The organism is Collinsella sp. BA40 (assembly GCF_008014645.1).
GTDB lineage: Bacteria > Actinomycetota > Coriobacteriia > Coriobacteriales > Coriobacteriaceae > Collinsella.
In genome coordinates this window covers 202,695-227,311 of the sequence record NZ_VOWY01000001.1, presented here as the reverse complement: position 1 = coordinate 227,311, position 24,617 = coordinate 202,695, and the positions used below count along the sequence as shown (strand labels likewise).

The 24,617-nt window shown below is 65.8% G+C and carries 30 protein-coding genes and 1 tRNA gene; 7 read left to right on the top strand and 24 right to left on the bottom strand.

Annotated features, from left to right (window positions below):
• Positions 1 to 59 precede the first annotated feature (59 nt).
• The 12 genes from E4J93_RS00990 to E4J93_RS00945 form a co-directional block, all read right to left on the bottom strand.
• Positions 60 to 242, bottom strand: a complete 183-nt coding sequence (locus E4J93_RS00990) for a hypothetical protein (protein WP_147587615.1) — start codon at positions 240 to 242, stop codon at positions 60 to 62.
• A 154-nt stretch (positions 243 to 396) separates the two neighbouring features.
• Positions 397 to 531, bottom strand: a complete 135-nt coding sequence (locus E4J93_RS08205; RefSeq protein WP_255431852.1) for a hypothetical protein — start codon at positions 529 to 531, stop codon at positions 397 to 399.
• 112 nt (positions 532 to 643) lie between these two features.
• Entirely contained in the window at positions 644 to 895 is a 252-nt protein-coding gene (locus E4J93_RS00985) for a hypothetical protein (protein WP_147587614.1), read from the bottom strand.
• On the bottom strand, positions 892 to 1,185 hold the full coding sequence (locus E4J93_RS00980; protein ID WP_147587613.1) for a hypothetical protein: 294 nt from the start codon (positions 1,183 to 1,185) through the stop codon (positions 892 to 894). Before E4J93_RS00980 ends, E4J93_RS00985 begins: the two co-directional genes overlap by 4 nt.
• Before the next feature lie 209 nt (positions 1,186 to 1,394).
• Positions 1,395 to 2,069, bottom strand: coding sequence for a hypothetical protein (locus E4J93_RS00975; RefSeq protein ID WP_147587612.1), 675 nt, complete (start codon positions 2,067 to 2,069; stop codon positions 1,395 to 1,397).
• Between the two features lie 83 nt (positions 2,070 to 2,152).
• The gene (locus E4J93_RS00970) at positions 2,153 to 2,626 is read right to left on the bottom strand and encodes a hypothetical protein (protein ID WP_147587611.1); all 474 of its coding nucleotides are present in this window, start codon (positions 2,624 to 2,626) and stop codon (positions 2,153 to 2,155) included.
• Complete coding sequence (locus E4J93_RS00965; RefSeq protein ID WP_147587610.1) at positions 2,623 to 3,570, bottom strand: DUF4373 domain-containing protein; 948 nt, start codon at positions 3,568 to 3,570, stop codon at positions 2,623 to 2,625. Before E4J93_RS00965 ends, E4J93_RS00970 begins: the two co-directional genes overlap by 4 nt.
• Before the next feature lie 5 nt (positions 3,571 to 3,575).
• A complete protein-coding gene (locus tag E4J93_RS00960) occupies positions 3,576 to 4,463 on the bottom strand; it encodes a tyrosine-type recombinase/integrase (RefSeq protein WP_255431851.1) in 888 nt (295 codons plus the stop codon).
• Between the two features lie 278 nt (positions 4,464 to 4,741).
• Positions 4,742 to 6,001: a ParB/RepB/Spo0J family partition protein gene (locus E4J93_RS00955; RefSeq protein ID WP_147587608.1), complete on the bottom strand. Its 1,260-nt coding sequence runs from the start codon at positions 5,999 to 6,001 to the stop codon at positions 4,742 to 4,744.
• 9 nt (positions 6,002 to 6,010) lie between these two features.
• Positions 6,011 to 6,238 (bottom strand): hypothetical protein, encoded by a 228-nt coding sequence (locus E4J93_RS00950; RefSeq protein WP_147587607.1) that lies wholly within the window; start codon positions 6,236 to 6,238, stop codon positions 6,011 to 6,013.
• A 450-nt stretch (positions 6,239 to 6,688) separates the two neighbouring features.
• The gene (locus E4J93_RS08050) at positions 6,689 to 6,850 is read right to left on the bottom strand and encodes a hypothetical protein (protein WP_187231543.1); all 162 of its coding nucleotides are present in this window, start codon (positions 6,848 to 6,850) and stop codon (positions 6,689 to 6,691) included.
• Positions 6,851 to 6,863: 13 nt separating this feature from the next.
• Complete coding sequence (locus E4J93_RS00945; RefSeq protein ID WP_147587606.1) at positions 6,864 to 7,142, bottom strand: helix-turn-helix domain-containing protein; 279 nt, start codon at positions 7,140 to 7,142, stop codon at positions 6,864 to 6,866.
• An 86-nt stretch (positions 7,143 to 7,228) separates the two neighbouring features.
• Here E4J93_RS00945 and E4J93_RS00940 point away from each other — a divergent pair, with 86 nt between their 5' ends.
• Positions 7,229 to 7,576 carry a hypothetical protein gene (locus tag E4J93_RS00940; RefSeq protein WP_147587605.1) on the top strand — a complete coding sequence of 116 codons (348 nt, stop codon included), beginning with the start codon at positions 7,229 to 7,231 and terminating at the stop codon, positions 7,574 to 7,576.
• A 240-nt stretch (positions 7,577 to 7,816) separates the two neighbouring features.
• Here the strand turns inward: E4J93_RS00940 and E4J93_RS08045 are convergent, their stop codons facing one another.
• Complete coding sequence (locus E4J93_RS08045) at positions 7,817 to 7,981, bottom strand: hypothetical protein (RefSeq protein WP_187231542.1); 165 nt, start codon at positions 7,979 to 7,981, stop codon at positions 7,817 to 7,819.
• Positions 7,982 to 8,218: a helix-turn-helix transcriptional regulator gene (locus tag E4J93_RS00935; protein ID WP_147587604.1), complete on the bottom strand. Its 237-nt coding sequence runs from the start codon at positions 8,216 to 8,218 to the stop codon at positions 7,982 to 7,984. It lies immediately after the preceding gene.
• Positions 8,219 to 8,455: 237 nt separating this feature from the next.
• On the opposite strand from E4J93_RS00935, the gene E4J93_RS00930 reads away from it, so the two are divergent.
• The 6 genes from E4J93_RS00930 (at position 8,456) to E4J93_RS00905 (ending at position 12,897) form a co-directional block, all read left to right on the top strand.
• The gene (locus E4J93_RS00930; protein ID WP_147587603.1) at positions 8,456 to 8,857 is read left to right on the top strand and encodes a helix-turn-helix transcriptional regulator; all 402 of its coding nucleotides are present in this window, start codon (positions 8,456 to 8,458) and stop codon (positions 8,855 to 8,857) included.
• 139 nt (positions 8,858 to 8,996) lie between these two features.
• Positions 8,997 to 9,329 carry a type II toxin-antitoxin system MqsR family toxin gene (locus tag E4J93_RS00925; RefSeq protein ID WP_147587602.1) on the top strand — a complete coding sequence of 111 codons (333 nt, stop codon included), beginning with the start codon at positions 8,997 to 8,999 and terminating at the stop codon, positions 9,327 to 9,329.
• An 8-nt stretch (positions 9,330 to 9,337) separates the two neighbouring features.
• A complete protein-coding gene (locus E4J93_RS00920; protein ID WP_147587601.1) occupies positions 9,338 to 9,853 on the top strand; it encodes a type II toxin-antitoxin system MqsA family antitoxin in 516 nt (171 codons plus the stop codon).
• Positions 9,850 to 10,314 (top strand): hypothetical protein, encoded by a 465-nt coding sequence (locus E4J93_RS00915; protein WP_147587600.1) that lies wholly within the window; start codon positions 9,850 to 9,852, stop codon positions 10,312 to 10,314. The genes E4J93_RS00920 and E4J93_RS00915 overlap by 4 nt, the downstream gene beginning before the upstream one ends.
• A gap of 275 nt (positions 10,315 to 10,589) precedes the next feature.
• Complete coding sequence (locus E4J93_RS00910; RefSeq protein WP_147587599.1) at positions 10,590 to 11,606, top strand: virulence RhuM family protein; 1,017 nt, start codon at positions 10,590 to 10,592, stop codon at positions 11,604 to 11,606.
• A 145-nt stretch (positions 11,607 to 11,751) separates the two neighbouring features.
• Positions 11,752 to 12,897, top strand: coding sequence for a tyrosine-type recombinase/integrase (locus E4J93_RS00905; protein ID WP_147587598.1), 1,146 nt, complete (start codon positions 11,752 to 11,754; stop codon positions 12,895 to 12,897).
• Positions 12,898 to 13,030: 133 nt separating this feature from the next.
• Here E4J93_RS00905 and E4J93_RS00900 read toward each other — a convergent pair whose 3' ends face one another.
• The 10 genes from E4J93_RS00900 to E4J93_RS00855 all read right to left on the bottom strand — a co-directional run bounded on the left by E4J93_RS00900 (position 13,031) and on the right by E4J93_RS00855 (position 24,529).
• Entirely contained in the window at positions 13,031 to 13,477 is a 447-nt protein-coding gene (locus tag E4J93_RS00900; RefSeq protein ID WP_147587597.1) for a helix-turn-helix domain-containing protein, read from the bottom strand.
• A gap of 54 nt (positions 13,478 to 13,531) precedes the next feature.
• Positions 13,532 to 13,702 carry a type II toxin-antitoxin system HicA family toxin gene (locus E4J93_RS00895; RefSeq protein WP_147587596.1) on the bottom strand — a complete coding sequence of 57 codons (171 nt, stop codon included), beginning with the start codon at positions 13,700 to 13,702 and terminating at the stop codon, positions 13,532 to 13,534.
• A 219-nt stretch (positions 13,703 to 13,921) separates the two neighbouring features.
• Positions 13,922 to 14,007, bottom strand: a tRNA-Leu gene (locus E4J93_RS00890).
• A gap of 37 nt (positions 14,008 to 14,044) precedes the next feature.
• Entirely contained in the window at positions 14,045 to 15,466 is a 1,422-nt protein-coding gene (locus E4J93_RS00885) for a transglutaminase-like domain-containing protein (protein ID WP_147587595.1), read from the bottom strand.
• 135 nt (positions 15,467 to 15,601) lie between these two features.
• Positions 15,602 to 16,468, bottom strand: a complete 867-nt coding sequence (gene fba / locus E4J93_RS00880; RefSeq protein ID WP_147587594.1) for a class II fructose-1,6-bisphosphate aldolase — start codon at positions 16,466 to 16,468, stop codon at positions 15,602 to 15,604.
• 156 nt (positions 16,469 to 16,624) lie between these two features.
• Positions 16,625 to 17,344, bottom strand: a complete 720-nt coding sequence (locus tag E4J93_RS00875) for an MBL fold metallo-hydrolase (RefSeq protein ID WP_187231541.1) — start codon at positions 17,342 to 17,344, stop codon at positions 16,625 to 16,627.
• Positions 17,345 to 17,440: 96 nt separating this feature from the next.
• Positions 17,441 to 19,753, bottom strand: a complete 2,313-nt coding sequence (locus E4J93_RS00870) for a bifunctional (p)ppGpp synthetase/guanosine-3',5'-bis(diphosphate) 3'-pyrophosphohydrolase (protein WP_255431856.1) — start codon at positions 19,751 to 19,753, stop codon at positions 17,441 to 17,443.
• A 98-nt stretch (positions 19,754 to 19,851) separates the two neighbouring features.
• Positions 19,852 to 23,151 carry a single-stranded-DNA-specific exonuclease RecJ gene (recJ, locus tag E4J93_RS00865; RefSeq protein ID WP_147587592.1) on the bottom strand — a complete coding sequence of 1,100 codons (3,300 nt, stop codon included), beginning with the start codon at positions 23,149 to 23,151 and terminating at the stop codon, positions 19,852 to 19,854.
• A gap of 227 nt (positions 23,152 to 23,378) precedes the next feature.
• A complete protein-coding gene (locus E4J93_RS00860) occupies positions 23,379 to 23,630 on the bottom strand; it encodes a helix-turn-helix transcriptional regulator (RefSeq protein WP_147587591.1) in 252 nt (83 codons plus the stop codon).
• A gap of 146 nt (positions 23,631 to 23,776) precedes the next feature.
• Entirely contained in the window at positions 23,777 to 24,529 is a 753-nt protein-coding gene (locus tag E4J93_RS00855; protein ID WP_255431850.1) for a copper homeostasis protein CutC, read from the bottom strand.
• Between the last annotated feature and the right edge of the window lie 88 nt (positions 24,530 to 24,617).

Below are 24,617 nucleotides of genomic sequence, written 5' to 3'. Positions count from 1 at the left end.
CCGCGCGGCCATGCACGGGCGGGTCTCTTACATTTTACCAGGTAGAACGCCATAGAACGCTACGAGCTGGTGCGGCGCTCCATATCCTCGCGGATCAAGCGCTTGATGTAGCCCGCCTGGTTCTCCTGGCTCTCCAGCCATTCGAGGATGTCCGCCTCGGACTTATAGAACGTCAGCGCCTTGCGCTTGGTGCTCTCGCGCTGGTACTTGGCGGATGCCCGCTTCTGCGCTTCGGAAACCATCTACTCCCCCTTGTTCCTGAAATGGCGGTATACGGCGATCAGCACGAAGAAGAACGCCACGCCGATGGCGAACTCGATGAGCTTCTCCATATTCGACTCCTTTGGTAGACTGTGGTTGACAGGGCGCCGCCCGAAGGCGGCACCCCTCTAGTTGCTAGACCCCCTTGAAGTGCTTTCCCGGCGTCTTGGGGGTCTTTCGCTTCCTTGACTTGTCGAGCAGCCAATGAAGCAGCTCCGCTATCAGGAACTCGAGCAGCACCTGAAGCAGCCAACAACAAAAACCGTTCATCGTTTCCTCCCTTCTCCCTCGGCTTTTGTTGTCTCTATTATATATGGGTTCGCCTATATTTGCAATAGGCGAACCCATATTATTCTGACTTTTCTCGCAGCTCGGAGGCGCATCAGAGCCGCAGGGCCTCCTCGAGCCGCTCCGCGATGTTGCGGTATTCGCTCGCGAGCTTCGCGAGGTCGCGCGGAATCGGTCGGTCGCCGTAGGCAGCGTGGATGCTGCCTGCGCTCCCCTTGAGGCCCCTTGCCATCCGGGCCGCGCGTCCCAGCCGCGCCTTCAGCGCGGCGAGCTCGCATTCGAGCTGGAGGTTGCGGTCGAGAAGATGGAGGTTGTCCTCCACGATCTGCGCCAGGTTTCCGCTCATAGCTCCTCCAACCTCTCGATCATCAAGTCGAGCGATTCCGCGAAATCAAGCCCGATCACTTCGGCAAGCTGCTCCCAGCAGAACACGTGGCCGTCCTCCTCCGCCAGGAACGCCATGCACTCGCTCACCTCCGGCGTCTCGGGACGGCGCTCGATATGGCTCACGAGCACGAACGGCGAACGCCTGCGCCCGACCGCCACGGGGCTCGCCAGCTCGACGAGCGCGCGCTGGTGCAGGCCGCAGGCCGTATTGGGCCTCGCGGGCAGCGCCCTCACCGCCTTAACCTTCATTCCGGGCCTCCTTCCCCTTCGACGCCTCCACGGCGGTCCGCTCGGCGGGCGTGTACCGCCTCAGCTCGCACCTGCGCACCGTCGCGCCGCAGGAGAGACATGTGACGGGGGTGTTCTTCGCGTCGAACCGGTGGAACCAGGTCTCCCTACGCTTCGCCGTGGCGAACTCAGAATGGCGGCCGCAGCGAGGGCAGACGTCCTTCGCGCTGCTAATCCTCATCGCGCGCCGCCTCCACGCCAGCGAGCGCCTTCGCGCGGCGGATGATGTCGAATGCGAAGGCCTCCATCATGCTGCGAGTGCTGCCCCGTTCGTAATCTATGCCGCGCAACACGCAGTAATGAAACGCGCCCGAATCGGCGTCCAGTTCAAGCCGACCCCAGCTGTCGGGCTCGATGCGGGTCAGCTCGTGCGGCATGAAGTAGGTCATGAATTTATCCGAGCGCACCTGGATGTATCCCGGCAGGAACCCGTGCATAGACGCACTCTTCACCGTCCAGACCTCGCCGCTCTTCGAACGGACCATATCGCCCTCGAAGATCTGCTCCCCGCGGGAATCCAGCGCCTCTTTCGCCTCCCTCGCTCGTTCCTCCTCGCTCAAGACGGTGTGCCAGCCGTCCTCGTTGATGAGGTCGGCCATCACCTCGCCGGCGCCGACCCAGAGCTGCACGCCGTGAACCACCTGCGGTTCCCCGCCCTCGTCCAGGTACCTGCTGTCGAGCCAGACCGGCTTGCCGTCCTCGAAGCGCGGCCATGCTTCGAGGATCCTGCGCTCCACCTCGCTCGGCCTGCCCCTGCGCTCGGCGTCCTCACGCTCGATGCGCTCGCATACCTCCCGGCTCTTCGCCGCCATCTTCTCGTTGAACTCGGTCACGAAATCGTCCATCCTCTTCCTCTTCGTTTTCCAGAGAATTAGCCGTTCTCTGCCCGCGGGCTCCCCGCGGCACCTCGGATGCATGCCGCCACCTGCTATTCAGCGCCGATCGGCAGCCGCCGCTGCGACCCGTCCGTTGGCACGGCGTTGGCAGGGCCGAGACGCGCCCCGCCGTCCCCGCCGCGCCGCCTGGCGGACGACTCCTCCAGCGAGCGCCGCAGCGCCGCGAACGCCTCCGCGCCGTCCTCGGGCTGCGCGGGCAGCGGCCTGACCATCCAGTCAGCGGGCAGGTCCGATGGCTTCCAGTCGAAGCGGCGGGCCTGCGCCGGCGAGAACAGGGCGCCGCACGCCGGACAGCGCATCGTGGCGGTATGCCGCCATCCGCGGACCCGCTCGGACGCCTTGAAGCCGTCGGAGACCGACTCCACGACCTCCTCGTCGTCCGCCGCCACGCGCCTCGGGGCCACGTAGCGCACCGGAACGGGCATCATCACGAGCGGCACGCGGCAGCGCGGGCAGCCCGCGTGCTCGGCGTACCTGGGGTTGCGCACCCATCCCTCCGCGCTCATGCCGCGCCCCTCTCGTCCTGGATGATCTTCTTGGCCAGCGGGAACGGGCTCGCGCCCTTGGCGGGGTCGAACCGCTCGAGCGAGCGCATGATCAGCCGCGCGCAGCCCTCGACGCGCTCCAGCGAGCAGTCGCAGCCCTTCGGGCACAGCGAGGCGACCTGCATCGCGAAGGTGCGCACGTTGCCGCCCCCGGTGCGGTCCGTGTAGGTCGCCTCGATGGCGCCCCACGGCGTGTCGTGCACGGCGCCGGCGGAATCGAAGTAGCCCCCGGCGGGGTCGGAGACGGCGGAGAGGCACGCCAGCGGGAACGCCCCCGCCGCGACCGATGCGAACCCGCCCGAATCCCCCGAAGAGGACGACGCCGCCCGAGCGGCCGCGCCGCGCGTCTTTCCTTCACTTGACTTCTCTTTACTTCTTCTTCTCTTCTCTTCTGAAGGCTCGGCATTTTTCGGAGCTTTTCGGCGAATCTCGGAGCTTTTCGGAACTTCTCGGCGATTCTCGGAGCTTTTCGGCGAATCTCGGAGCTCGTCCTCGCGCACGCGCTCGGGCGCCGCGGAACCCAGGACGAACGGGGCGTCCTCGTCCGCCACAGCCTTGGTCTTGCGCGCGCGGAAGTAGCGCGCCTGGATGCCGCGGGACGTGAGCACGCCGTGCTCGCGGAACATCCCCTCGTCGAAGAGCTCAGCGTCGATGCAGGACTCGATGAAGCCGTCCAGCTCGTCGGCCGACATGCCCGCGTCCTTCGCGAGCTTGATGCGCTCGAACTTGCCGTAGCTCAGGTAGAAGCCGTCGTGGTAGACGCGCTGCATCACCAGCACCAGGCGGCCGTACGCGGCGAAGCGCGCGGCGGCGTCCCCGGCGCCCACGGTGTCCATCAGGTAGGACACCTTGGGGTCGTCGGCCATGTCGATGTCGATCGGTACGAACTCCAGCTGGCTCGCCATCTCTCTTACCTCCCCTTGTGCGCCCCGGCGAACGCGGCCGCCGCCTGGGCGTCGCGTCCCGGCAGGACGCTCGAATAGATCCTCAGCGTCGTGGCCACGTCCCTATGGCGCAGCCGCTCCTGGATGGTCCTCATGTCGTAGCCGTTCATGAGGAGCCACGTGGCGTGCGTATGGCGCAGCGTGTGCATCGTGGTGCCCTCGGGCATCCCCAGCTCGCGGGCGAGCGCCGTGAAGCGCGCCGTGACGGTGCTGGGCCTGGGGACCCGCCCGTCGGCGCGGTCGGAGAGCAGCGCCGCGTCGGGGCCGCCCGAGCGCATCCACGAGTCCTGCCACGCGATGTGCGCGCGGATGGCCTCCTCCACCTCGGGCGCGGCGGCCACGTTGCCCGCGCTGCCGCGCTTGGGGTAGCCCTGGCGGTGCAGCCGCGGCTTCTCCACCACGGTCCCGCAGACGCGCACGTCGTGCGCCCCCTCGCGCCAGTCGCGCCGCCGCAGGGCGCACGCCTCGCCGCACCGCAGGCCCTGCATGAGGGCGATGTAGCCGGCGAAGGCGGTGGTGCGCCGCACCACGTTGGCGCGGTCGGCGCCGTCCTCGGCCATGGCGTCGAGCAGCGCCGCCGTGAGCGCGTCCTGGTCCCATTCGTCGAGCGCCACCGGTTCCACGCGCTCGGGGACCGGCGCGTCGACCTCCAGCATGGGGTTGCGGCCGATGCGGCGGCTCCAGTGGCGGTAGGCGCCCGAGAGCAGCGCGTGGTCGCGGCGCAGGGTCGCGCGGCTGATCGCCGGCCGCGTGACGGTGTCGGTGAGCAGGATGCGGTAGGCGGCGGCCACCTCGTAGGGCTGCAGCTCGTCATAGGGGATCGCGCCGATGGTGGGCGCGATATGCAGCCGCACCGCCGCCATGTAGGCCGCTCGGGTGGACGGCGCGAAGTCGCGCTGCGGGTCGGCCACGTAGGCCGCGAGCATGGAGTCGAGCCTCTTGCTGGCGCCCTCCACCGCCGACGGCGCGACCGTGGCGAGCCACGCGTCCGCCTCCGCCTGGGCGCGCTCCCGCGACATTGACGCCGGCCAGCTGCGGTACGGCCTGATGGGCCTGCCGGTCAGGCGGTCGGTGCCCAGATAGGGGCGGACGAACCAGCGCCCGTCCGCCCCGCGCTCCACCTCCGTCCGGCTCACCCGCGCTCACCCGTCTCGCCGGCAGCCTCGCGGGCGCGCTCCTCCAGCCAGGCGTCCCCCTCGTCGAACGCGCCGAACCCTGCGAGCCTGAACGCCTCGATCGCGGCGAGCAGCCGCCCGGCCTCGATCGGCGACGGCTCGCCCGACCACCGGGGCGTGAAGCCGTAGGAGAGGCGCTCCGCGTGCAGCATCAGGTGCTGCGCGACCTCGTAGCGCCCGACGGGCTGGCTGGCCCTGTACGAGCCAATCTGGCACGCGAGCTCGTCGAGCTCGGAGTCCTCGAACGGAAGGCGGATCAGGGGCCCGTTCGACCGCGCCGACCTGACGCGCTCGTCGAGCTCGGCGCCGCACGCGAAGGCGTCGGCGAGCACGAACCGGAAGAGCCGCATGCCGAGCGATTCGGCGGCGGCGTGCTCGCGCGCGGCCTCTGCGGCACGGGGGTCCTCCTCGGCTTCGAGCGCGGAGTGACCCCCGGGCGCCAGGAACTGGATGCTTCCGTCCCGCATGATCGCGAGGCAGCTCCCGTCCAGTCCCCTCGCGGCCTCCTTGACCCGGGACAGCGGCTCGTACGAGAACACGTTGGCCACGTGCTCCATCCCTTCGGGAGCGTCCCCGCCCGCCTGCACCGGGATGCCCGCGTCGACGAGCCACTCCAGCTTGCGGGCAGCCTTCTGCTCGCGGTCCATGCGGGCGCGGATCGACTGCTCCTTCCAGCGCCAGCCATCCCCCGCCGACAGCACCGCCTCGCGGTCCTCCTCGGAGTCGAGCGCGTCGGCGGCGGCGAGCTGGTCGAGCGTGACCTGCCAGCCCTCCTGCACGCGGCCCGCCAGGCGCTTGGCCGCGCGCACCTGCTTGGCGCTCGCCCGGCTCGCGCGGGACACGCGCTCCTCGTCCACGCCCAGGATCAGCATCTGCTGCACGCCGCGGGCGCGCTCGGCATCGGACAGCTGCAGCTTGTCGTCGGTCGCCACCATGGCCACGAGCTCGTTGGCGGCGTCCAGGTCGCCCGCCACGAGGACGGCGACCCCGTGCCCGGGCTCGCGCTTCCACACCTCCCTGAGCGCGCGGTAGCGGCGCTCGCCGTCCACGATGCGGTACACGTTGCCGTCCCGCACCACCACGGGCGGGTTCACGGGCTCGCCGCCCGTGGCCCTGATCGAATCGGCGAGCGCGTCGATGTCGCCGAACTCGCCGCGCGGATTCGACTTGCTCGGACGGATGTCCGCCAGCGAGACAGTCTCCCTCGTGAATTCCATTGCTCCTCCTTATGCTAGATGGGCCTTCGCGTACCGCCTGCAGTCGACGCCGCCTGCGGCCACCACCTCGAGCAGGGACGCCACGTTGCGCGCGCTCAGATCGGACGGCAGCCCCAGGGGCGTCCACGTCTTGCAGCCGCCCGCACCCCCGTAGCCGTCTCCGCCCCTCACCGCGACCAGGCACCACGTGCCGTCCGGATCGCGCGCGATATAGCGCTCCTTCTTTCCCAACGCCATACGGCGCCACCTCCTCGCATCGAACCGTCCCCGGGCCGGCCCGCGCTCACCGGGCCCTCGCAAGCCGCCCCAGGGGAGTAGGGCGGCGCGTCCCTTCCTGCTCCGGGCGCCCGGAGCCGCGTCCGCGCTCGACCGCGCGCAGGGCTGTCGGGCCGGTCCGGGGGCGGCTCGCCTCATCTCATCGGAAGAGGTCGACCAGCGCGATAGCCAGCAGCGCCAGGGCGCCTACCGCCAGAGCGGCCGCCTGGACCACCATGAGTGCCGTGTCCATGCCGATACCTCCCATCTCGAACCTTCCGTCCGGCCGTCCCGTCCCGCCGATCGCCCGACCACATGCGCGGCGGGCCGAAAGGAGTGCACCCGCCTTCGGTGCGCACGTTGCGACGCCCGCACCGCGGTTTCCAAGGCGGCGCGGGCGAAGCGGGCGACCCGCGGGACGGGACCAAGCCGTCACAGCGACGCGCCCTCGACACATCCCGTAAGCAGGAGCGCGGCGACAACAAGCGCCGCGCTCAGGGCGGCCGCAGCGCGGGGGCGCTCGCGCCAGAGGGCGTCCAGCGCCTCGCAGGCGAGGAACACCGGCGCCGCCAGCATGTCGATCATCTTGACCATCCGAGACCCCTTCCTAGTTCGCCGGCAGCTCTACGACCACGTCCGGCGAGACGAGCCCGCCGCATATGACCGCCGCCAGCGGCGCCTTGACGATGCGGCCGCGGATGACGCGGTCGATGTCCTCCTTGTTTATGACCACGTGGTTCGACCCCTCGGCTGCGCCGAGCGGCCTGCACGCGGGCAGGGCGCCGGTCTTCACCAGCGACGTGATCACCTTCACGCTGCAGCGCGCGTACGCCGCCGCCTCCTCCCGCGTGAGCCACGGGGTGTTGCTCCTATCCTTGACGGCCATCGCGGCCCTCCTTCCATCTGCCAATGGGCGCGGCACCTTGCGGGCCGCTAGAATCGAATCCGACAACCGCCTGAGAAAGGGGAACCATGCCGCACGTCAACCGATCGCTCGTCAAGACCCTCAGGAAGCTCCACCCGTTCGACGGGACCGAGGACTTCATGCCGCGGGTCTACGCGCAGGAGTCCCCCGTTGAGGGGTTGGCCTGCAAGCGTCTGCTCAACGACATGGCGGACCTCGAGAGGCTGGGCATGATCCGGGTCTTCCGCCACGACGGCCGCATCCAGTGGTTCACCATCACCTCGGACGGCAGGGACTACTACTGGAACCGCGCCTACGAGCTCGCTTGCGCCATGGGCCGCGGCCTGGGCCAGCTCTTCATCGGCGCGTTCGGCGGCATGCTCGCCGCGCTCATCACGTGCCTTGCAGCCATGTGAGGAACCTGATCGCGGCGAAACCGGCGACGATGCCGATGGCGAACGCCTTCACGACGCCGAAATAGAACCGATCGCTCATGGCGACCTCCAATCGAATCGAATCCCGTCCCGTCCCGCCGGGCGCCCGACCACATGCGCGGCGCGCATAGGAGGACGCGCCATCGTGCGCACGTTGCGACCGCCGCCGGCGCGATGTGACGCCTCGGCGGAAGCGGGCGCCCCGCGGGGCGGGACGGGCGCTCACCGCGAGCGATCCTCGGCCCAGAGCGCGCCGAGGTTCCCACCGGAGCAGAACAGCGCCCCGAGGAGCAGCGCGCCCCTCGCCGGCTCGGACACTCCCGGCATGAATGCCGCCGCGTACAGGACGACGCATCCGATGAGGAGCGCCGTCGCGATGCGCGCCATCTAGGCCACCGTCCCGCGCTCGGCAGGCGCTTGCGGGCTCACGAGGTCGTTGACCGTGCAGCCCAGCGCCTCGGCGATGCGGATGGCGTTCTCCAGGCTCGGACAGCTCGCCTCGCGCTCGTAGTTGGCGATGCTCACGACATTCAGCCCGCAGCGGTCCGCAAGGTCCGCCTGGGACATGTGCGCCCGGCCCCGCTCGGCGCGGATGCCGGACGCGATGCGCTTCTTGTAGTCCATATCTCCTCCTCTTCGTCTTTGAGCGACCAATAAGCCATTGGCTTTAGTCAATGGCTTTCCTAGAATCCTTGGGGTTCCCCAAGGATTGAAGCCGCTGCCTCAATAATGGATAACATATTGCGTGTTCCGATTTCCATAATAGATAATATCTTATCCATGTCAATAGATAATAGATAATACTTTGCGTATTCTTCTAGTTGGATATAGAATCATCTTGCTTACAGAAGGAGGCGAACGATGGAATTGCAGCTAAGGAAGATCAGGAGAGCGCGAAAGATAACCCAACAAGGCCTAGCTGACGCGCTAGGCCTGCATATCAAAACTATTGGCAACTGGGAAAGCGGAAAGACCATGCTGGGCCTCGATGACGCCTGCCGTGTCTGCGACGCGCTCGGGTGCACGCCGAACGATCTGTGCGGGTGGTACATCGACCATCCCGAGGACCGCCCCGCGCCCCCGGGAGACGCCGCGCCCTTCGCCGACCCATACCAGGCCGAGCTCCACGAGTGCTACGAGGCGAGCACTCCCGAGGGCAGGTCGGTCATCCTCGGAACGGCTCGCGGCCAGCGCGAGCTCTCTTTAAAGGCATCCGAACGTGGTGAGCCTCAAGCCGAGGGCGTCGTGAGCGAGGCGGTATAGAGCGGTGCCATCCCCCCCCATGCCGGAGATTCCGCGCGGGCGACGACTGCGCCATCCTCCTCGGTATGACCACTTATCGACGCTCTGCGAACAATGATGTTGTCATTATTTAGCGTAACGCTAAACTCTAGGAGGTGACATGGGAAGAGAAAGGAGAAGGCCGACCTACTCCCTCGCGACAGCGAAGGCGCTTGCCGCCAGCGGGGAAATCAGCATGAACCGCCGGATCAGAACCTTCGTTAAGAACAGGACCGATTGGGTCAACGCAAGCGATTTCATCCGAAAACTCTTTGAAGCTGCGGATGAAGCCCACTTCTCGAAATCGATGGACCTCGACATCATTCCGGGGACCTGGGCGGACGTCTACAAGATCCCGTTCGACGGCGAGACCTGGTATGTGAAGTTTTTCATAGAGGGAGATGCCGTGAGGCTAAACGTCCTTTCGGCTAATTGGGACGGCTACATTCATTAGGAGGAGACATGCTCTGCATGGAATGCGGGCACGAGCTCGAAAGAGTCTGCGGGCCCATGACCGAGACCTATAGGGGTCGCGAGTACACGGTCGACGGCATCGTGAGGGACGTCTGCCCGGCCTGCGGGGAGTACGAGATAAGCGCGGAGGAATCAGATAAGCTCGACCGGGCGATCGATGAGGCGTACAGGCGGGACGAGGGCCTGCTGGCACCGAGCGAGATCAAGGCTCTGCGAAAATCCCTTAACCTGAACCAGAAGGAATTCGAGTCGCTCCTCGGCGTTTCGTCTCCGACCTGCAGCAGGTGGGAAACCGGGTCGATGGTGCAATCCCATACCGCGGATAAGCTTATGAGGGTATTCCTCGATCACCCTGAGTACGCGGTCGAGGTCCTCGAGCCGAGCCGCATGGTTGCGACTTCCTCCAAGCCGATCACCCTACCGAAGCGCCAAGAGCAATGGGGCAGCGGCAATGCGCCGATACGCGGAAAGTTCAACGTCGTTCCTGGAGGTAAGGCAGCATGACCAGCGACTTCTTCGCACCCATCAACATGTCCGGCCCCTATTTCAACGAATGCGATTTGTTCGTGAGGCGGGGGACGCCCGAGGGCGAGCTGTCGCTCGATCTCGATCTCGAGATACCGACCGAACGCGAATATCTCGAGGAGGACGGGCTTCTCGTCCTGCCGCATGAGTTGAAGGTCCGAGTATCCCTGGCCGAGCACCCCGACGACGGTGAACCCCGGGAGGCGATGCACGCCAACCTCTCTATGGGCGGAACCGTCTCGACGCCGGTGGACGCGAATGTGAGCCGCGACGGGCTCGAGACCTACCTGCTCTTCAACGGCATCTCGCTCTTCTATTCGTCCGCTAGGTCGTATATCGAAATGCTGACTGCGCAATCGCCGATGGGTAGGTTCACCATCCCGCCGATCGATCCCAAGAAATACCTCGATATGGCGAGGGGCGGCGACGCGGAGGCGTAGCCGTGGCCCCCCAATCGGGCAGATTGTAATGATTTCTTGACGCGCAGCGCTGTTGCGCTATAGTTGGCGGCGTGAAGAGGTGCGGAGCCGGTAAGTCCGTCCGCACTCGAGAAAAGCCGCCTTCCAGGGCGGCTTTTCTCGTTTAAGGGGGATTAGTGGACAAGCCCTTCCGAACCATTGACCAGCAGACAACCCTACTCGAGAATCGGGGCGTCTCCTTCATTGGTTGAGACGAAGCAAGGCAATAGATTTGCACACAGCGAAGGAGCGACATCATGACAGACGACGCGCTGGATGCAGAGATCATCCTCTACCAGTCAGAGGGGTCAAACGTGCCCGTCGAGGTCAGGTACCAGGACGAGACCATGTGGATGCCTCAGGCACAGATAGCCGAGCTATTCGATACGAGCCAGCAGAACGTGAGCCTGCACCTCAAGAATATCTACGAGACGGGCGAGCTCGACGAGGCGGCAACTTACAAGAAAATCTTGTTAGTTCGGCAAGAGGGAAGCAGGACGGTGAACAGGCAGGTCGGATGCTATAGCCTCGACGCGATCATCGCGGTCGGCTACCGCGTGAATTCACTAAGGGCCACCAGGTTCCGCCAATGGGCGACCGCCACCCTGCGCGAGTACATCACCAAGGGATTCGTTCTCAACGACGACATGCTCGCCAACGGCCGTCCGTTCGGTAGGGACTATTTCGACGAGCTGCTCGCGCGCATCCGCGACATCCGCGCGAGCGAACGGCGCGTATACCAGAAGATCACGGACATCTTCCAGGAGTGCACCTACGATTACGACAGGAACAGCGAGGTCGCGCACCGGTTCTACGCGACGGTGCAGAACAAGCTCCATTACGCCGTGACGGGGCACACGGCAGCCGAAATCGTCCAAGAGCGCTCCGATCCGTCCAAGCCGCACATGGGCCTCACCTCATGGAAGGGCGGTCCGGAGGGGCGCATCCACTCCAGCGACGTGACCGTCGCGAAGAACTATCTGACCGAGGACGAGATACGCGAGCTCAACAGGTTGGTCAACATGTTCCTCGATACGGCAGAGGATCGCGCGGAGCGCCATCTGCTCACCAGTATGGAGGACTGCGAGGAGCTGCTGGACGGGTTCCTCACGTTCAGCGGGCGCGATGTCCTCAAGGGCTTGGGGAACCGCAACAAGAAGACGGCGGACAAGCTCGCAAAGGAGCGGTTCGCCGAATTCCAGCGCATCCAGGATGCCACCTATGAGAACGACTTCGAGAAGATGGCGAAGGGGAAGCTTGGATCAGGACGCTAGGGCATCGTACAACAGATGTGTCCCACCAATTGATTTGTGGGACACCGTTCTGGCCACATGTCACACGACGCCCCGCTCCCCCACATGCTTGGCGGCGGAGGGGAACGGGGCGCGAACATCCCCACGAAAGGGGGCGCATTAGATTATGGCACAGCAGCCCAAGCGCAAGATCGGGAGCATCGAGCCCGCCGGCCCCGGCGTCTGGCGCGTCCGCGTCTCACGCGGCAGCAGGAGCGACGGGAGCAGGCGCACGGTCAACGAGACCGTGTACGGCACCTACGAGGACGCCGACATAGCATGCGCGCGCATCGCGTCCGAGATGGGCGCCACGGTCTCCTACGGGGACAGCCTGACCCTGTCGCAGTACTACCATGGCATCTTCCGCCTGGCACCATCCAACCGCGGCACCAAGCGGTCGAACGTGACCCTCAAGGGCTACGACTCGCAGATGGAGCGGTTCGTCCTGCCGCTGATCGGGGACAAGCCCATATCGTCCATCAAGCACTCGGACATCAAGCAGGCGGTGCTCTCGTCCACCTCCCCGAGCAAGTGCAAGACGGTCTTGCGGGCAGTGATGCGCGCGGCCTACGACGACGACCTCGTTCCGGAGATGCCCATGACGCGGCGCATCGTGACCCCGCAGAGGCACCGCGAGCAGATCAGGCCGTGGGACGCCATGGAGGCGGCGAGGGCACTCGCGGCGCTGCAGGGCAGCGGGGCACCGGAGGTCATCTGCATCCTGGGGCTCTCGGGCTTCCGTTACGAGGAGGTCCTGGGCATCGCGCCCTGCAACATCCAGGCGCAGCAGACGTTCGACATAGGCACCGGCGAGACGCTCACCTCCCTCACCGCCACCATCACGCAGACGTACACGGACGAGGACGGCCTCAAGAGCAAGGCCAAGACCGACTTTTCGATGCGCTCCATGCCGGTGCTCGTCCAGGGCCGCGAGCGGCTGCTGCAGATTATCGCCGAGGGCAGGCCGGGCGATCCCGCCGACGTGGCGGAGTGGGCAGCGACCAGGCTCGTGCCTTACACCTCCGACAAAGCGCGCAAGCTGTGGCGCTCGGCGGTCGAGGGTGCCGGACTGCGCTACATCCCGCCCGACATGCTGCGCCATACCTCCGAGACGCTCATGCAGGCCGCGAGCCTGCCCGACACGCTCGTGAGCCGCCTCCATGGCCATACCGACCTCAAGACGGACTACAAGCACTACCTGCGCCCCGATGCCTCCGCCGCGGAGCGCGCGGCGCGCGAGGTCCACAAGATCATGCCGGCGGGCGACCTTTAGTCCAATCTTTGGACTAATTAGTCGTATAGATAGACTAAGCCCCCGGGCGCGGAGCTCGCGCCCGGGGGCTAGACATGCCGACGGGTATCGGTCATTAATGCCAGATTATATCAACATCGAACCATCAACCAGATTAAACCGCAGTCTCCTGCCTTGGCCTTCCCGACCTCGGCGCGTACTCGATGCGGGCATCGACCGAAGCCTTGGAGACCATCCTCCTCGTCCCGTCCTTCCATGAATCGAGCAGCCCGGAGTTGATCAGCTGGGCAACGCGCGCCGAGCTCACCCCGAGCGCCCGGGCCGCCTCCGCGGCGGTCATGGCCGGTATGTCACCGAGCTCCCTTGAGACGGCGATAGCCACAATCCGCCCGCCGTGCTCCGGCTCGTGCCCGAACTCCATGGCCGGCAGCTCGCACCTCCCCATCAGATGATCGTCGACCGTCTCCATCAACCAATCAGCCGCGCTCTCGACCGCATCGTTCAGGTCATCGCCGAACGTGCCTTCTCCCCAACCGCCGCACGGGACGGCGTCGATGCACCCATTCGATGGGTAGAACTCAAACTCCCAAACGTACACCATTGCCAATTCCTTTCATCTCCACATGCAACCGCTGGCCCCGAAGGGGGCGGGCGCCTACCGCAAACCCGCCGCCTTCAGGATCCTCTTGGCCGTCTCGTCCTCGATCTCCCTGTGCCGCTTCACCTTCACCGTGATGTCACCCTTCGTGAACTTCTCGTGCTTGGTTCCGCCGCGGGATTCGAACCCTGCTTCCAAGAGGATCTTGACCAATACCCGTCGTTGCATGTCACCTCCTTCGTTGCTAGATATATCTTAGCATATGCTAATGGTTATTGCTAGTAACTATTAGCTTCTTCTAATATTTATTTAGCTTGGCTGGGTATGCATAAAAAAGGGGTCTGGGCATATTAGTTAGGTACCCATGTCCTACGAAGTCCCAATCCGCCTACGATGCCTAAATATGCAAAAAAGCTCCCGCACATGGCGGGAGCTTTGGTTTTGATATGGTGCCCGAGGTGAGATTCGAACTCACACGCTGTTGCCAGCGGAGGATTTTGAGTCCCCTGCGTCTGCCGTTCCGCCACTCGGGCGCGGATTGCGTACCTATAGTAGCACAAGCAACGCGCTCTACAACGCATCCAAAGCGATGAGTTCAATCTGGCGCAGCATTTCCGGCTCATCGCATCCGCGACCGTCGACGCTCGCTTCACCCATCTGGTTATCGTAGGGATCCCAGCGCGCGTCATCGAAATCGGGTTCGAAGGGCGCCTGATACACGCTGTTCGCAACCATCCGCCAGGGGTCGAGGTTGCCGAAATGATGGAGGCGTCGCGCCTCATCGCCCGCGCGACGTGATGACGAGCCAAAGGAAACATCCGCCCACAACCAGCCGTATTCCTCGGTATAGAACATCGCCCAATCATGCGGACCGATGTAATCGCAAGCAACGTACAGGCCGCTTTGCCAGCGCGCAGGGATGCTCGCGATGCGGCACATGGCGATGAAGGCGAGCGCCATCACGCCGCAGTCGCCCCGCAGCGATTTCAGACAGCCGTCGGCGATGGCGTCGAGCTGGGCGTAATCCGGCTGATATCGATAATCGACCGTGCGCGTGAGGTAGTCGTAGATGGCGCGGGCACGATCGATCGGGCGCTCGATGCCATCGACGACGCGTGCCGTCAACGCTCGCAGATACGGCGTGAACACCACGTGCGGCGCCAGCTCGCACAGGTCTTCTGGCCCGGGTGCGGGCGCGTTCACGCGGCGTGCGGGCGCGGGCGCGCAGGTATCGATATAGGGCGCATCGATTCGATAACGATAGGTCACCTCGAAAGATCGGCGCTCCGTCGACTCCCAGAAAATGGTGCGTGCGGGCGCGTCGGCGCGGGCGACCACGCCACCCTCCGTCATCGAAAGAATCTCGATCTGGGACTGCTGCGGAGCAGCCGCGGGCACCGGAAGCCAGGCACGGACAGCCTCGCCGGGCAGGGCGCCGGGGACCGAGATGCATGCGCGGGCGGTGATACGATACGCCGCCCCGCCCTCTTCACGCATGCGCAGGAGCATCGCATCGCGCGTTGTCGTATCCGACGGATCATCCTCGCGAAGACCCGGCACCTCCGACGGGTACACGCGCAGCGAATCGAGAAAGTTCTCGAGCACGCGAGGCTCGCCCTCGATGAAGCGCCAGTCGATACGCTTGCGTTCGATGAGCTCGTCGAACTGTGCGCGGGTGAACTCGGGCCACTCGGCACGGATGAGCTCGAGCGCGCGGTCGAACGAAACGCTGTACTGCCGCGCAAGGCGCCCCATGCGGTGATGCTCGGCGCGCAGACACGCTGCCAGCTCGGGAGTTTCAGCTACATCCAGCGCGCGCAGGCAGGCGGCGCGGGCGGCATCCAGATAACCGGCCTGCTTAAGTCGGGCGATCTCGGGCGGGAGCCCGACGCCCAGCTCGCGGTAATCGCTATTGCGCGCGATGCCGTCGCAGGCGAGCGGCCCGCATGTTATGAGGCGCCCCTCCTCGGGGCTCACCGTCTTGATGCTCATAGCTCTCCCCTTCCCAACACGGACGGGTCACGCAAGGCCGCGTGCCCTCATATCGTACTCAGGGTATCACAGACAAGAAAAGCCGCCGTGCGACGAGGCACGGCGGCTTTTACTTGAAACACGATGGAAGAACGGCTACGCCTTGTTAACGGAACCGAACTCCTCCATGAGCTCCTTGGCGCGGGCGACGATGGCCTCGCGACCGGGCTTGATGATCTTGCGCGGGTCGAAGCCCTTGCCCTCGAGGTCCTTGCCGGCCTCGATGTACTCGCGCGTAGCAGCAGCGAAGACGAGCTGCAGGTCGGTGTTCACGTTGATCTTGGAAACACCGAGCGAGATGGCCTTCTGGATCTGGTCCACCGGGATACCGGTGCCACCGTGGAGAACGAGCGGCAGATCGCCCACGGCCTCCTTGATAGCGGCCAGGGCGTCGAAGGACAGACCGGCCCAGTCCTCGGGGTACACGCCATGAATGTTGCCGATGCCGCACGCGAGGAAGTCGACGCCGAGGGCAGCGATCTGCTTGCACTCCTCGGGATCGGCGATCTCGCCCTGGCCCACGACGCCGTCCTCGACGCCGCCGATGCCGCCGACCTCGGCCTCGACGGAGATGCCCTTCTCGTGGGCGATCTTCACGATCTCGGCGGTACGCTCGAGGTTGATCTGGAAGGTCTCCTCATGGGAGCCGTCGTACATAACGGAGGTGAAACCGGCCTCGATGCACTCAAGGCAGTTCTCATACGTACCGTGGTCGAGGTGCAGGGCGACGGGCACCGTCACGACGGTGGCCTCGACGGCGGCCTTCACCATATCGGCGCAGACCTTGAAGCCGCCCATCCACTTGGCGGCGCCAGCGGAGCACTGGATGATCAGCGGGGACTTGGCCTCCTCGGCAGCCTGGAGGATGGCGAGCGTCCACTCCAGGTTGTTGGTGTTGAAGGCGCCCAGGGCGTAATGGCCGGCCTCGGCGTCCTTGAGCATCTGAGCTGCATTGACGAGCATACTTGGACCTCCTGTTGTCCATACTCAAATAATTACACGGGGCATTTTACCACGCCCGACTACTCATATCCCAGGCATTCGCAGCCTGTATAACCCCTGCATGAAGATAGGTTGCATTTCGCGCGCATCCGTCGCCGACGAAAAGGCCCCTTTTGCTTACTCAGCAGTGGCAGCGCCATGCTCCTTGGCATAGCGGCGCAGGCCACGGCGCATAAACAGGTTCGTCTCGACCTCTTGCTTCGCCGTCGTGGGATCGTTATGACCGATAAGGCACAGCGTCTCGGGAGGCAGCAGGGAGCCGATCTTACCCAAAGACCGAATGATCTCCTTCTCGCTTCCCCCCTCGAGGTCGGTGCGACCATGGCCCCCTGGGAACAGCGTGTCGCCCACGAACGCCACGGGACCGGTGCTCGCCGGCGCGAATAACACGATGCCGCCCGGCGTGTGCCCCGGCGTGGCCATAACCTGCAACGCGACGTCGCCGAATGCGACGACATCCCCCTCGTTGAGCAAGCGATCGGGAGCGGGCGGCATCTCGTGGTCGAAGCCCCACGTTTCGCGCATGCTGCGGATGGCCTCGGAAATGATGGCGGCATCGGCCTCAGAGATGAGAAACGGCACGTCGTCGCCCGCGGCACGACGAACGCCGGCGACGCCGCCAACATGGTCGGCGTGGCCGTGCGTGCAGACGATCGCGGCGAGGCGCACGCCCGGCAGCTGTTCGGTCATCACCCGCACGAGCTTCTCGCCCTCCCAAGCGGGATCGACGATGATGGCCTCTCCCCCGCTTGCAGCGATATAGGTATTCGTGCGGATAGGTCCGTTTACCACGCAATGGACGTCGAGCGCGCCACACGGCGTCAAATCGAGCTCCATGATGTTTCCTCCTTTGACAAACGGGCCGCCATCGCTCGATAGCGGCCCACCGGCACCATGTGAAACGGTATGCCGTCGCAATTCGTTACAAGTCCTTTATCGAACGCGGCGCTTCATCTGCCGAGCCCCCTCGCCCGGCATGATGCGGCGCGCATCGTAGACGCTCTCCACGCGGCTGATGGATGCGAGCAGCGGATCGAGTCCGCTCGCATCGGAAATCTCGACCAGGAACCGCAGCGTGGCGATGCCCTCGCGATTGGTTGCCGTGGCAGCGGAGAGGATGTTGCCCCCCGCATCGCCGATGGCGATGGTGACGTCTTTGAGCAGCCCCATGCGATCAAGGCACTCGACCACGATCTCGACCTGGAACAGCGCGTCGGCGGCGCCATCCCAGTCCACCGGAATCATGCGCTCGGGATGCTCCATCAGCCCCTTGACGTTCGGGCAGGTCGCGCGATGCACCGACACGCCGCGGCCGCGCGTGATGAAACCGACGATATCGTCGCCCGCCACGGGGTTGCAGCAGTGCGCGAGGCGCACGAGCATGTCGCCCGGCTCCCCGCCGTTCACCACGACGCCCGAGCTGCCGCGGCGCTGGGGACGCTGGCCCGCACGCGAGCCATGCGTGCGCTTGGCAGCCTCGACGACCGCCTCCTCGCGCTTCTTGCGCGGGGTCTCCTCGATGGGCTTGGGATCCAAGATCGCCTGCACACGGTTGCCGACCATGCGCGGCGCCACCTTGCCCGCGCCGATGGCTGCGAACAGGTCCTCGAGATGCTTGTAGTTCATCTGCTCGGAAACTGCGTTGAGCGCGCGCGTCGACCGCTGGGTAGAGATGCCGTAACCGCGCTTGCGCAGGTCCTTTGCCAGAACCTCGCGGCCGGCCGTTGCATCCTCGTCCTTGGTGGCCGCAGCGAAATAACGACGGATCTTCGACTTCGCCGACGGCGTCTTGACGATAGCGAGCCAGTCGCGCGACGGCTTGGACGACTTGTTGGTGAGAATCTCCACCCGATCGCCCATCGCCAGCTCGTGGGTAAGCGGGGCCACCGCGCCGTTCACCTTCGCGCCCACGCAATGGTTGCCCACCTCGGTATGGACGGCATAGGCGAAATCGAGCGGAGTGGCGCCCGAGCGCAGGCTCATGACCTCGCCCTTGGGCGTGAAGACGAAGATCTCCTGGTCGAATAGGTCGACCTTCAGCGAATGGAGGAACTCCTTGGGATCGTCGATGTCGTCGGACGCCGCCCAGTCGAGCGAGCGCTTCAGCCAGTTTATCTGGTCGTCGAGGCGCTGGGCGTCGATGGTCTTCGCCGCCGATGAGCCGCCCGACTTCTTATACAGCCAGTGCGCCGCGATGCCGTACTCGGCCTGCTCGTGCATCTCGAACGTACGGATCTGAATCTCAAGCGGACGCGCCGTGGGCCCGATGACGGTGGTGTGCAGCGACTGGTAATTGTTGAGCTTGGGCATGGCGATGTAGTCTTTGAACCGCCCGGGCATGGGATGCCACAGCGAGTGCACCGCGCCCAGCGCCGAATAGCAATCGCCCACCGTATTGGTGATGACGCGCAGCGCCACCAGGTCGTAGATCTCGGAGAACTCCTTGCCCTTGCGCTTCATCTTCTGGTAGATGGACCAATAGTGCTTCGAGCGGCCGTTGATCTGGAAGTCCTTGAGCCCCACGCGCTTCAGCTCGTCGGTGAGCGTCTTGATGGTTTCGGAGAGGTAGCGCTCGCGCACCTCGCGGCTCTCGGACACCATGCGCGCGATGCGCTGGTAGGCCTCGGGCTCGAGATAGAAGAAGGAAAGGTCCTCGAGCTCCCACTTGATGGACGACATGCCCAGACGGTCCGCCAGGGGCGCGTACACATCCATGGTCTCGCGCGCCTTGAACAGGCGGCGGTCCTCCTTGAGGGCGGCCAGCGTGCGCATGTTATGCAGGCGGTCCGCAAGCTTAACGATGACGACGCGGATGTCTCGGCTCATGGCGAGGAACATCTTGCGCAGGTTGAGCGCCTGCTTCTCATCCATGCTACCCACCTCGATATTGGTGAGCTTGGTCACGCCGTCCACAAGGTCGGCCACGGTATCGCCGAAGATCGAGGCCACATCGCCCAAGGACGTCTCGGTATCCTCGACGGTGTCGTGCAGCAGCGCGGCGCACACCACGTCGCAATCCATCTTGAGCTCGGCCAAGATGATGGCGACCTCGACGGGGTGGTTGATATAGAGCTCGCCGCTGCGGCGTTTCTGCGTGGAGTGCTTCTCGGCGGCGAAGCAGTACGCGCGCTCGGCGAGCTCGGCGTCGTCGTCGCCCATGTATTTACGGCACAGCGACGCCAATCGGCCCCAGTTATCGGCTGCGATCTCGAAGGGGAGGTCGTCCGCGCTACGGTAATGGACCATCTCGTCGGTAGGCGTGAGCGCGGAGGCCGCCTGACCCTTGTCCGTCTGGCCCGAACCCTTGCCGGAAGTGCGTTGTGCAGAGGTATCCATGGCTCCCCCTATCGTGTTCGTGGCGTGATGGGCCTGTTCACGCGTGACAGCATATCATGGGCCGGCGCGTCGAGCGCCCAGGTGCGAAATGCCGAGAACTCCACGCGCGCCCGCAGGCCCTCCAGGTAGCGGATGGAGTTCGAGAGCTCCACGCGGCCGGGGTTCTCGACCATCTCCAGGCGGCGCCCGTCGTCGAATCCGGTTACGCGCACGAATCCCAGCTCCTCGAAGATCGACAAGCCGCAGGGAATCGAGCGCTCGTCGACGGGCGTGCGCGCGTCGATCGCCAGGCACATCTGCGCGATATCGAGGTCGCTCGCATCCAGCGCATGGGGACCCGGGCCGCCCGCGGCGCGGCGCCACATGGTCTGCAGCGCGCGGTACAGCGTGACCAGCTCCTCGCGACCGGGCGCCAAGGCGTCGAGCAGGCGCTCGTTGATGCGCGCATCGCGCGAGGAATACAGCAGGTGGATGCGGGCCGGAGCTCCGTCGCGCCCCGCGCGGCCGCTCATCTGGTTGAACTCGGTAGCGCCAAACGGCATGTGGTAGAGCACCACATGGCGGATGTCGGGCAGGTTGACGCCCTCGCCGAACGCCGAGGTCGAGACGATGCAGCTCAGCGCACCGTCGCGGAAGGCCTCCTCCACGCGGGAGCGGTCGCGGCGCGACAGGCCCGCGTTGTAGAAACCGATCGACGATCCCAGCTCGGGCACGCGGCGACGCAGCATGCGCGCGAGAGCGAGCGACTGGTCGCGCGAATTGACGTAGACCACGCACTTCTCGCCCGTGGCGACGATGGAGACCAAGCGGTTCTCACGCGATGCGAGATCGCGTTCGTCGTCGATCACCAGGTTCTCGCGCACGCAGTCATCGACGAGGACGTCCTCGATGGGCAGCAACTCGCGGATAAGCGCCGCCACGTCGTCGTCGGCCGTGGCCGTGGCAGCCAGAACCTGCGGGGAGCCCAGGCGCGACAGCGCGTCGGGAAACGCCGCGTAGGCGCTACGATGGCCCGACGGAGCCTCGGCGGCATGATGCGCCTCGTCGACCACCACGAAGCCGACGCGGCCGGTCCCGGCGAACGCGTCGACATGGGCCACCAGATATTCGGGCGTGGTGAGCACGATATCGACCGCGCCCGCCATAAGCCCGCGGCGCACGTCTTCTCGCTCGCGCGCGGAGCTCTCACCCGTAAGGACGCAGACGCGCACGCCGAAGCTGCCGAGCAGCTCGGTAAGATGGAAGGCTTGGTCGGAGACGAGGGCGCGCAAAGGATAGACGAAGATGCTCGCGCGATTGCGGCAGATGGCCTCGCGGACGGCATGGACCTGGAAGATCAGCGACTTTCCCCTGCCGGTCCCCATGATGGTGAGGACGTTGCGACCCCGGCCGAGCCGCTCGAGCGCCTCGGCCTGAACGCGATGCGGCCGCGACGCCCCGATGAACCGGTGCACCAGCGAGCGCGTGAGCTCCTCGTAGGAAAGACCGGCCAGGCGACGGCGCTGATCGAGCGAGGGCTGCGGGGCGGCCGCATCGTCCGGGTCGGGGACGGAGGCCTCCAGCGCCTCGCAATCGAACGCCGCACCCGATGCATCCTGGCAGCAATGGCGCAGGATATCCTTGATCATGAGCTTGGGCTTCACGCGTCCCTGCCAATGCTCGGCGACAGCTTCGAAAACGAGGTCGACCACGGAATCGCACCGGACCACGTCCTCGATCTGCGAAACGCGAAACATGATGGCGGGCACGCTTGCCGAGCCATCGGTTGCGGTGAAGCGCATATGGTCGCCCGTGCGGCCCACCACGGCGCGGTCGCACATGGTTACGCCCGAGACGCCCAGGAGCGGAACCTTGTTGCCCTGGCCGAACGGCTCGAGCAAGGACAGCTGCTCCACGGTCTCGATGTCGAGCTCGGACAGCGACACCATGGCCGCGATCTCGCCCGTATCCTCGAACTGCTCCTCGGGAAGCTCGGCCAGCACCTGATCGAGCCGGGTGCGGAGCGCATCGAGGTTCTCGGCCGCACAGGTCACGCCGACGGCGCCCGCATGGCCGCCGAAGCGGATCAGCAGGTCGCTGCAGCGCTCGACCGCCTCGAAGAGGTTGACGTTGCCCACCGACCTGCCGGAGCCGCGCGCCACGCCGTCCTCGATGGAGAAGAGCAGCGATGGAACGTGATAGCGATTGACGAGCCTGCTGGCCACGATGCCCTTGACACCCTCGTGCCAGCCCTCGCCGCCCACCACGATCACGCGGTTGCCCTCGTAGGTGCGCTCGACCAGGGCGAGCGCCTCCTCGGTAAGCTGCGCCTCGATATCGCGGCGCTCCTGGTTGGTATGCTCCAGCTCGGCCGCCAGGCGTCCCGCCTCGACGGGATCGCGGGCGAGCAGCAAGTTGAGGGCGAGCGAGGGATCGGCCATGCGACCGGCGGCGTTGAGCCGCGGGATGAGCGAGAAGGAGAGCCCGTCGGCCGTGATGGCGGACAGGTCCGTTTTGGTGAGCGCCGCGAGGGCGACGTAGCCGGGGCGCGTGGTCGCGCGCATCTGGGCGATGCCATCGGCCACCAGCGCGCGGTTCTCGGGGGTGAGCTGCATCATATCGGACACGGTGCCCAAGGCCGCAACCTCGGTAAACGAGCGCCACAGCAGCGGCTGGCCCAGGCGTTCGCCCAAAATCTGCACGAGCTTGAGCGCAACGCCCACGCCCGCCAGCTCGCGGGACGGACCCGAGTCGGCGAGCTTGGGATCGGTGAGGGGCACGCCCTGGGGGACCATGTCGGCGGGCTCGTGATGATCGGTCACCACGAGGTCGATACCGCGCTGAAGCAGATAGGAAACCTCATCGCGCGCCGCGATGCCGTTGTCCACCGTCACCACCAGGTCGGGCGAGCACTCCTCGATCACGCGGTCGAGCGCCGCCTGGCTGATGCCGTAGCCCTCCTCGAAGCGATGGGGAATGAACGGGTGGGCGCATGCGCCCAAAGCGCGAAGAGCCTCGGTGAGCAGGCAGGTCGATGTGATGCCGTCGACGTCGAAATCGCCGAACACGGCGATGTTCTCACCATCTTGGATTGCGCGGAGCACGCGCTCGGCAACCTGCGGCATGCCGGGAATAAGGGCGGGGTCGCACCAATCGCGGTCGAGCGAGGGTGTGAGGAACAAGCGCCCCTCTTCGGCGGTGGCGATGCCGCGGGCGGCCATGATGCGCGCCACCAGCGGCGCCACACCCAGCTCGGCGGACAGGCGCTGCTCGATATCGGGCCGGGGCGGCAAAACGCTCCAGCGGCGCGAGCGCTTAAGCATGGACATGGCCGCACCTCCCCTGCAACGAGGCGACGCACGCGGGGCGAACGGTGGAAAGCGGCGGCGCGACCGACGGACGCGCGATACAAAGGTGCTGCATAGGAACACATCCTAGAGTATGGCCCGCTGCGGCGGGCCGAGCTGTTGAACACCTTTATTATACGCACGGCGCGGACACGCGCCTCGAGCTTCGGGGAACGGCGGCACGATGCGCCGGGCGCCGTCGAAGCGGGCTATCCCTCGCGCGCGGGCAGCGCGCCGAATGCGTCCTCGTATTCCTCGTCCGACATGTAGTCGATCAGGTCGCCCGGCTTGCAATGGAGCGCCTCGCACATGGCGGTGAGCGTGGAGAAGCGAATGCCCTTCAAGCGGCCGGTCTTGATGCGGGAGATGTTGACGGGAGAGATGCCGACCTTTTCGGCCAGCTCGAGCGACGTCATCTTGCGATCGGCCATGACGCGATCGAGCCGCATGATGATAGGCATCCCGCACCTCCTGGGAACTCATCGATTATCCGCAATCCGCTTTTCACCATACCCGATTGAACGCGGGGTGCGAAACGAAACGGGTGGGCGGCGCGAATCAGGCGTGAACAGCCTCATGAACGCGAGGAAGGGGCGAATCGGGCCCGCTATACGATCTTCGTGCCGTGGAGCTCGGCGGCCCCGAGGGCCTCCGCGATATCCGCCGCGTTGGCATGCGTGATACCCGCTCCGGGTAGGATGGCGAGGCGGCCTGCGGCATACGCCATGAGCTCGCGCAAGCGCTCCAGGTTGTCCGCGATAGCGGTGCCGGCGGGGCCGCCGTGGGTGAGGATTCGCGCCACGCCCCGGGACGCCAGCCAATCGATGGCGGCGAGCTGCTCGCCCGCGCTCAGGACGTCGAACGCCATGTGAAAGGTGATGTCCAACGCGCGACCGCGCCGACGGGCGGCATCGCTCGCAGCCCGGCACAGGCGCTCGCATGCCGCCCGGTCCAGCGCGTACGGGCCCTCGTAGCAGGCGCCGGGCAGCAGGCGCCCGGCCTGTTCGCGCGTGCGCGCCTCTCGATACGCCTGCGGGTCGAGGGGTTCCACGCAGCCGAACACCACGCCGTCGGCCCCGAGGTGCGCATGGCTCTCGATATCCAGCTCCATCGCGCGCAGTTCGTCGGCGTCGTAGACGAAGTCGCCGCCGCGCGGGCGCACCATGCACATCACCGCGGCTCCGCGAGCATGCGCAACCTCCACGACCCGGGCCACCACGCCGGGAGAAGGCGAGGTCCCGCCCACCGCGAGGTTGTCGCACAGCTCGATACGGCGCGCCCCGCGGTCGAGTGCGAACTCCACGAGCGTGGCGTTCTCGGCGCAAAACTCGCGCACGACATCACGATTAACCTGTACCACCCGTATCGCGCCCCTTTGCACGTCCCGCCATGATCGCGCCCATCTTAGCACGGCCGGAAGCACGCCACGCGCGCCGCACAAGCGATGC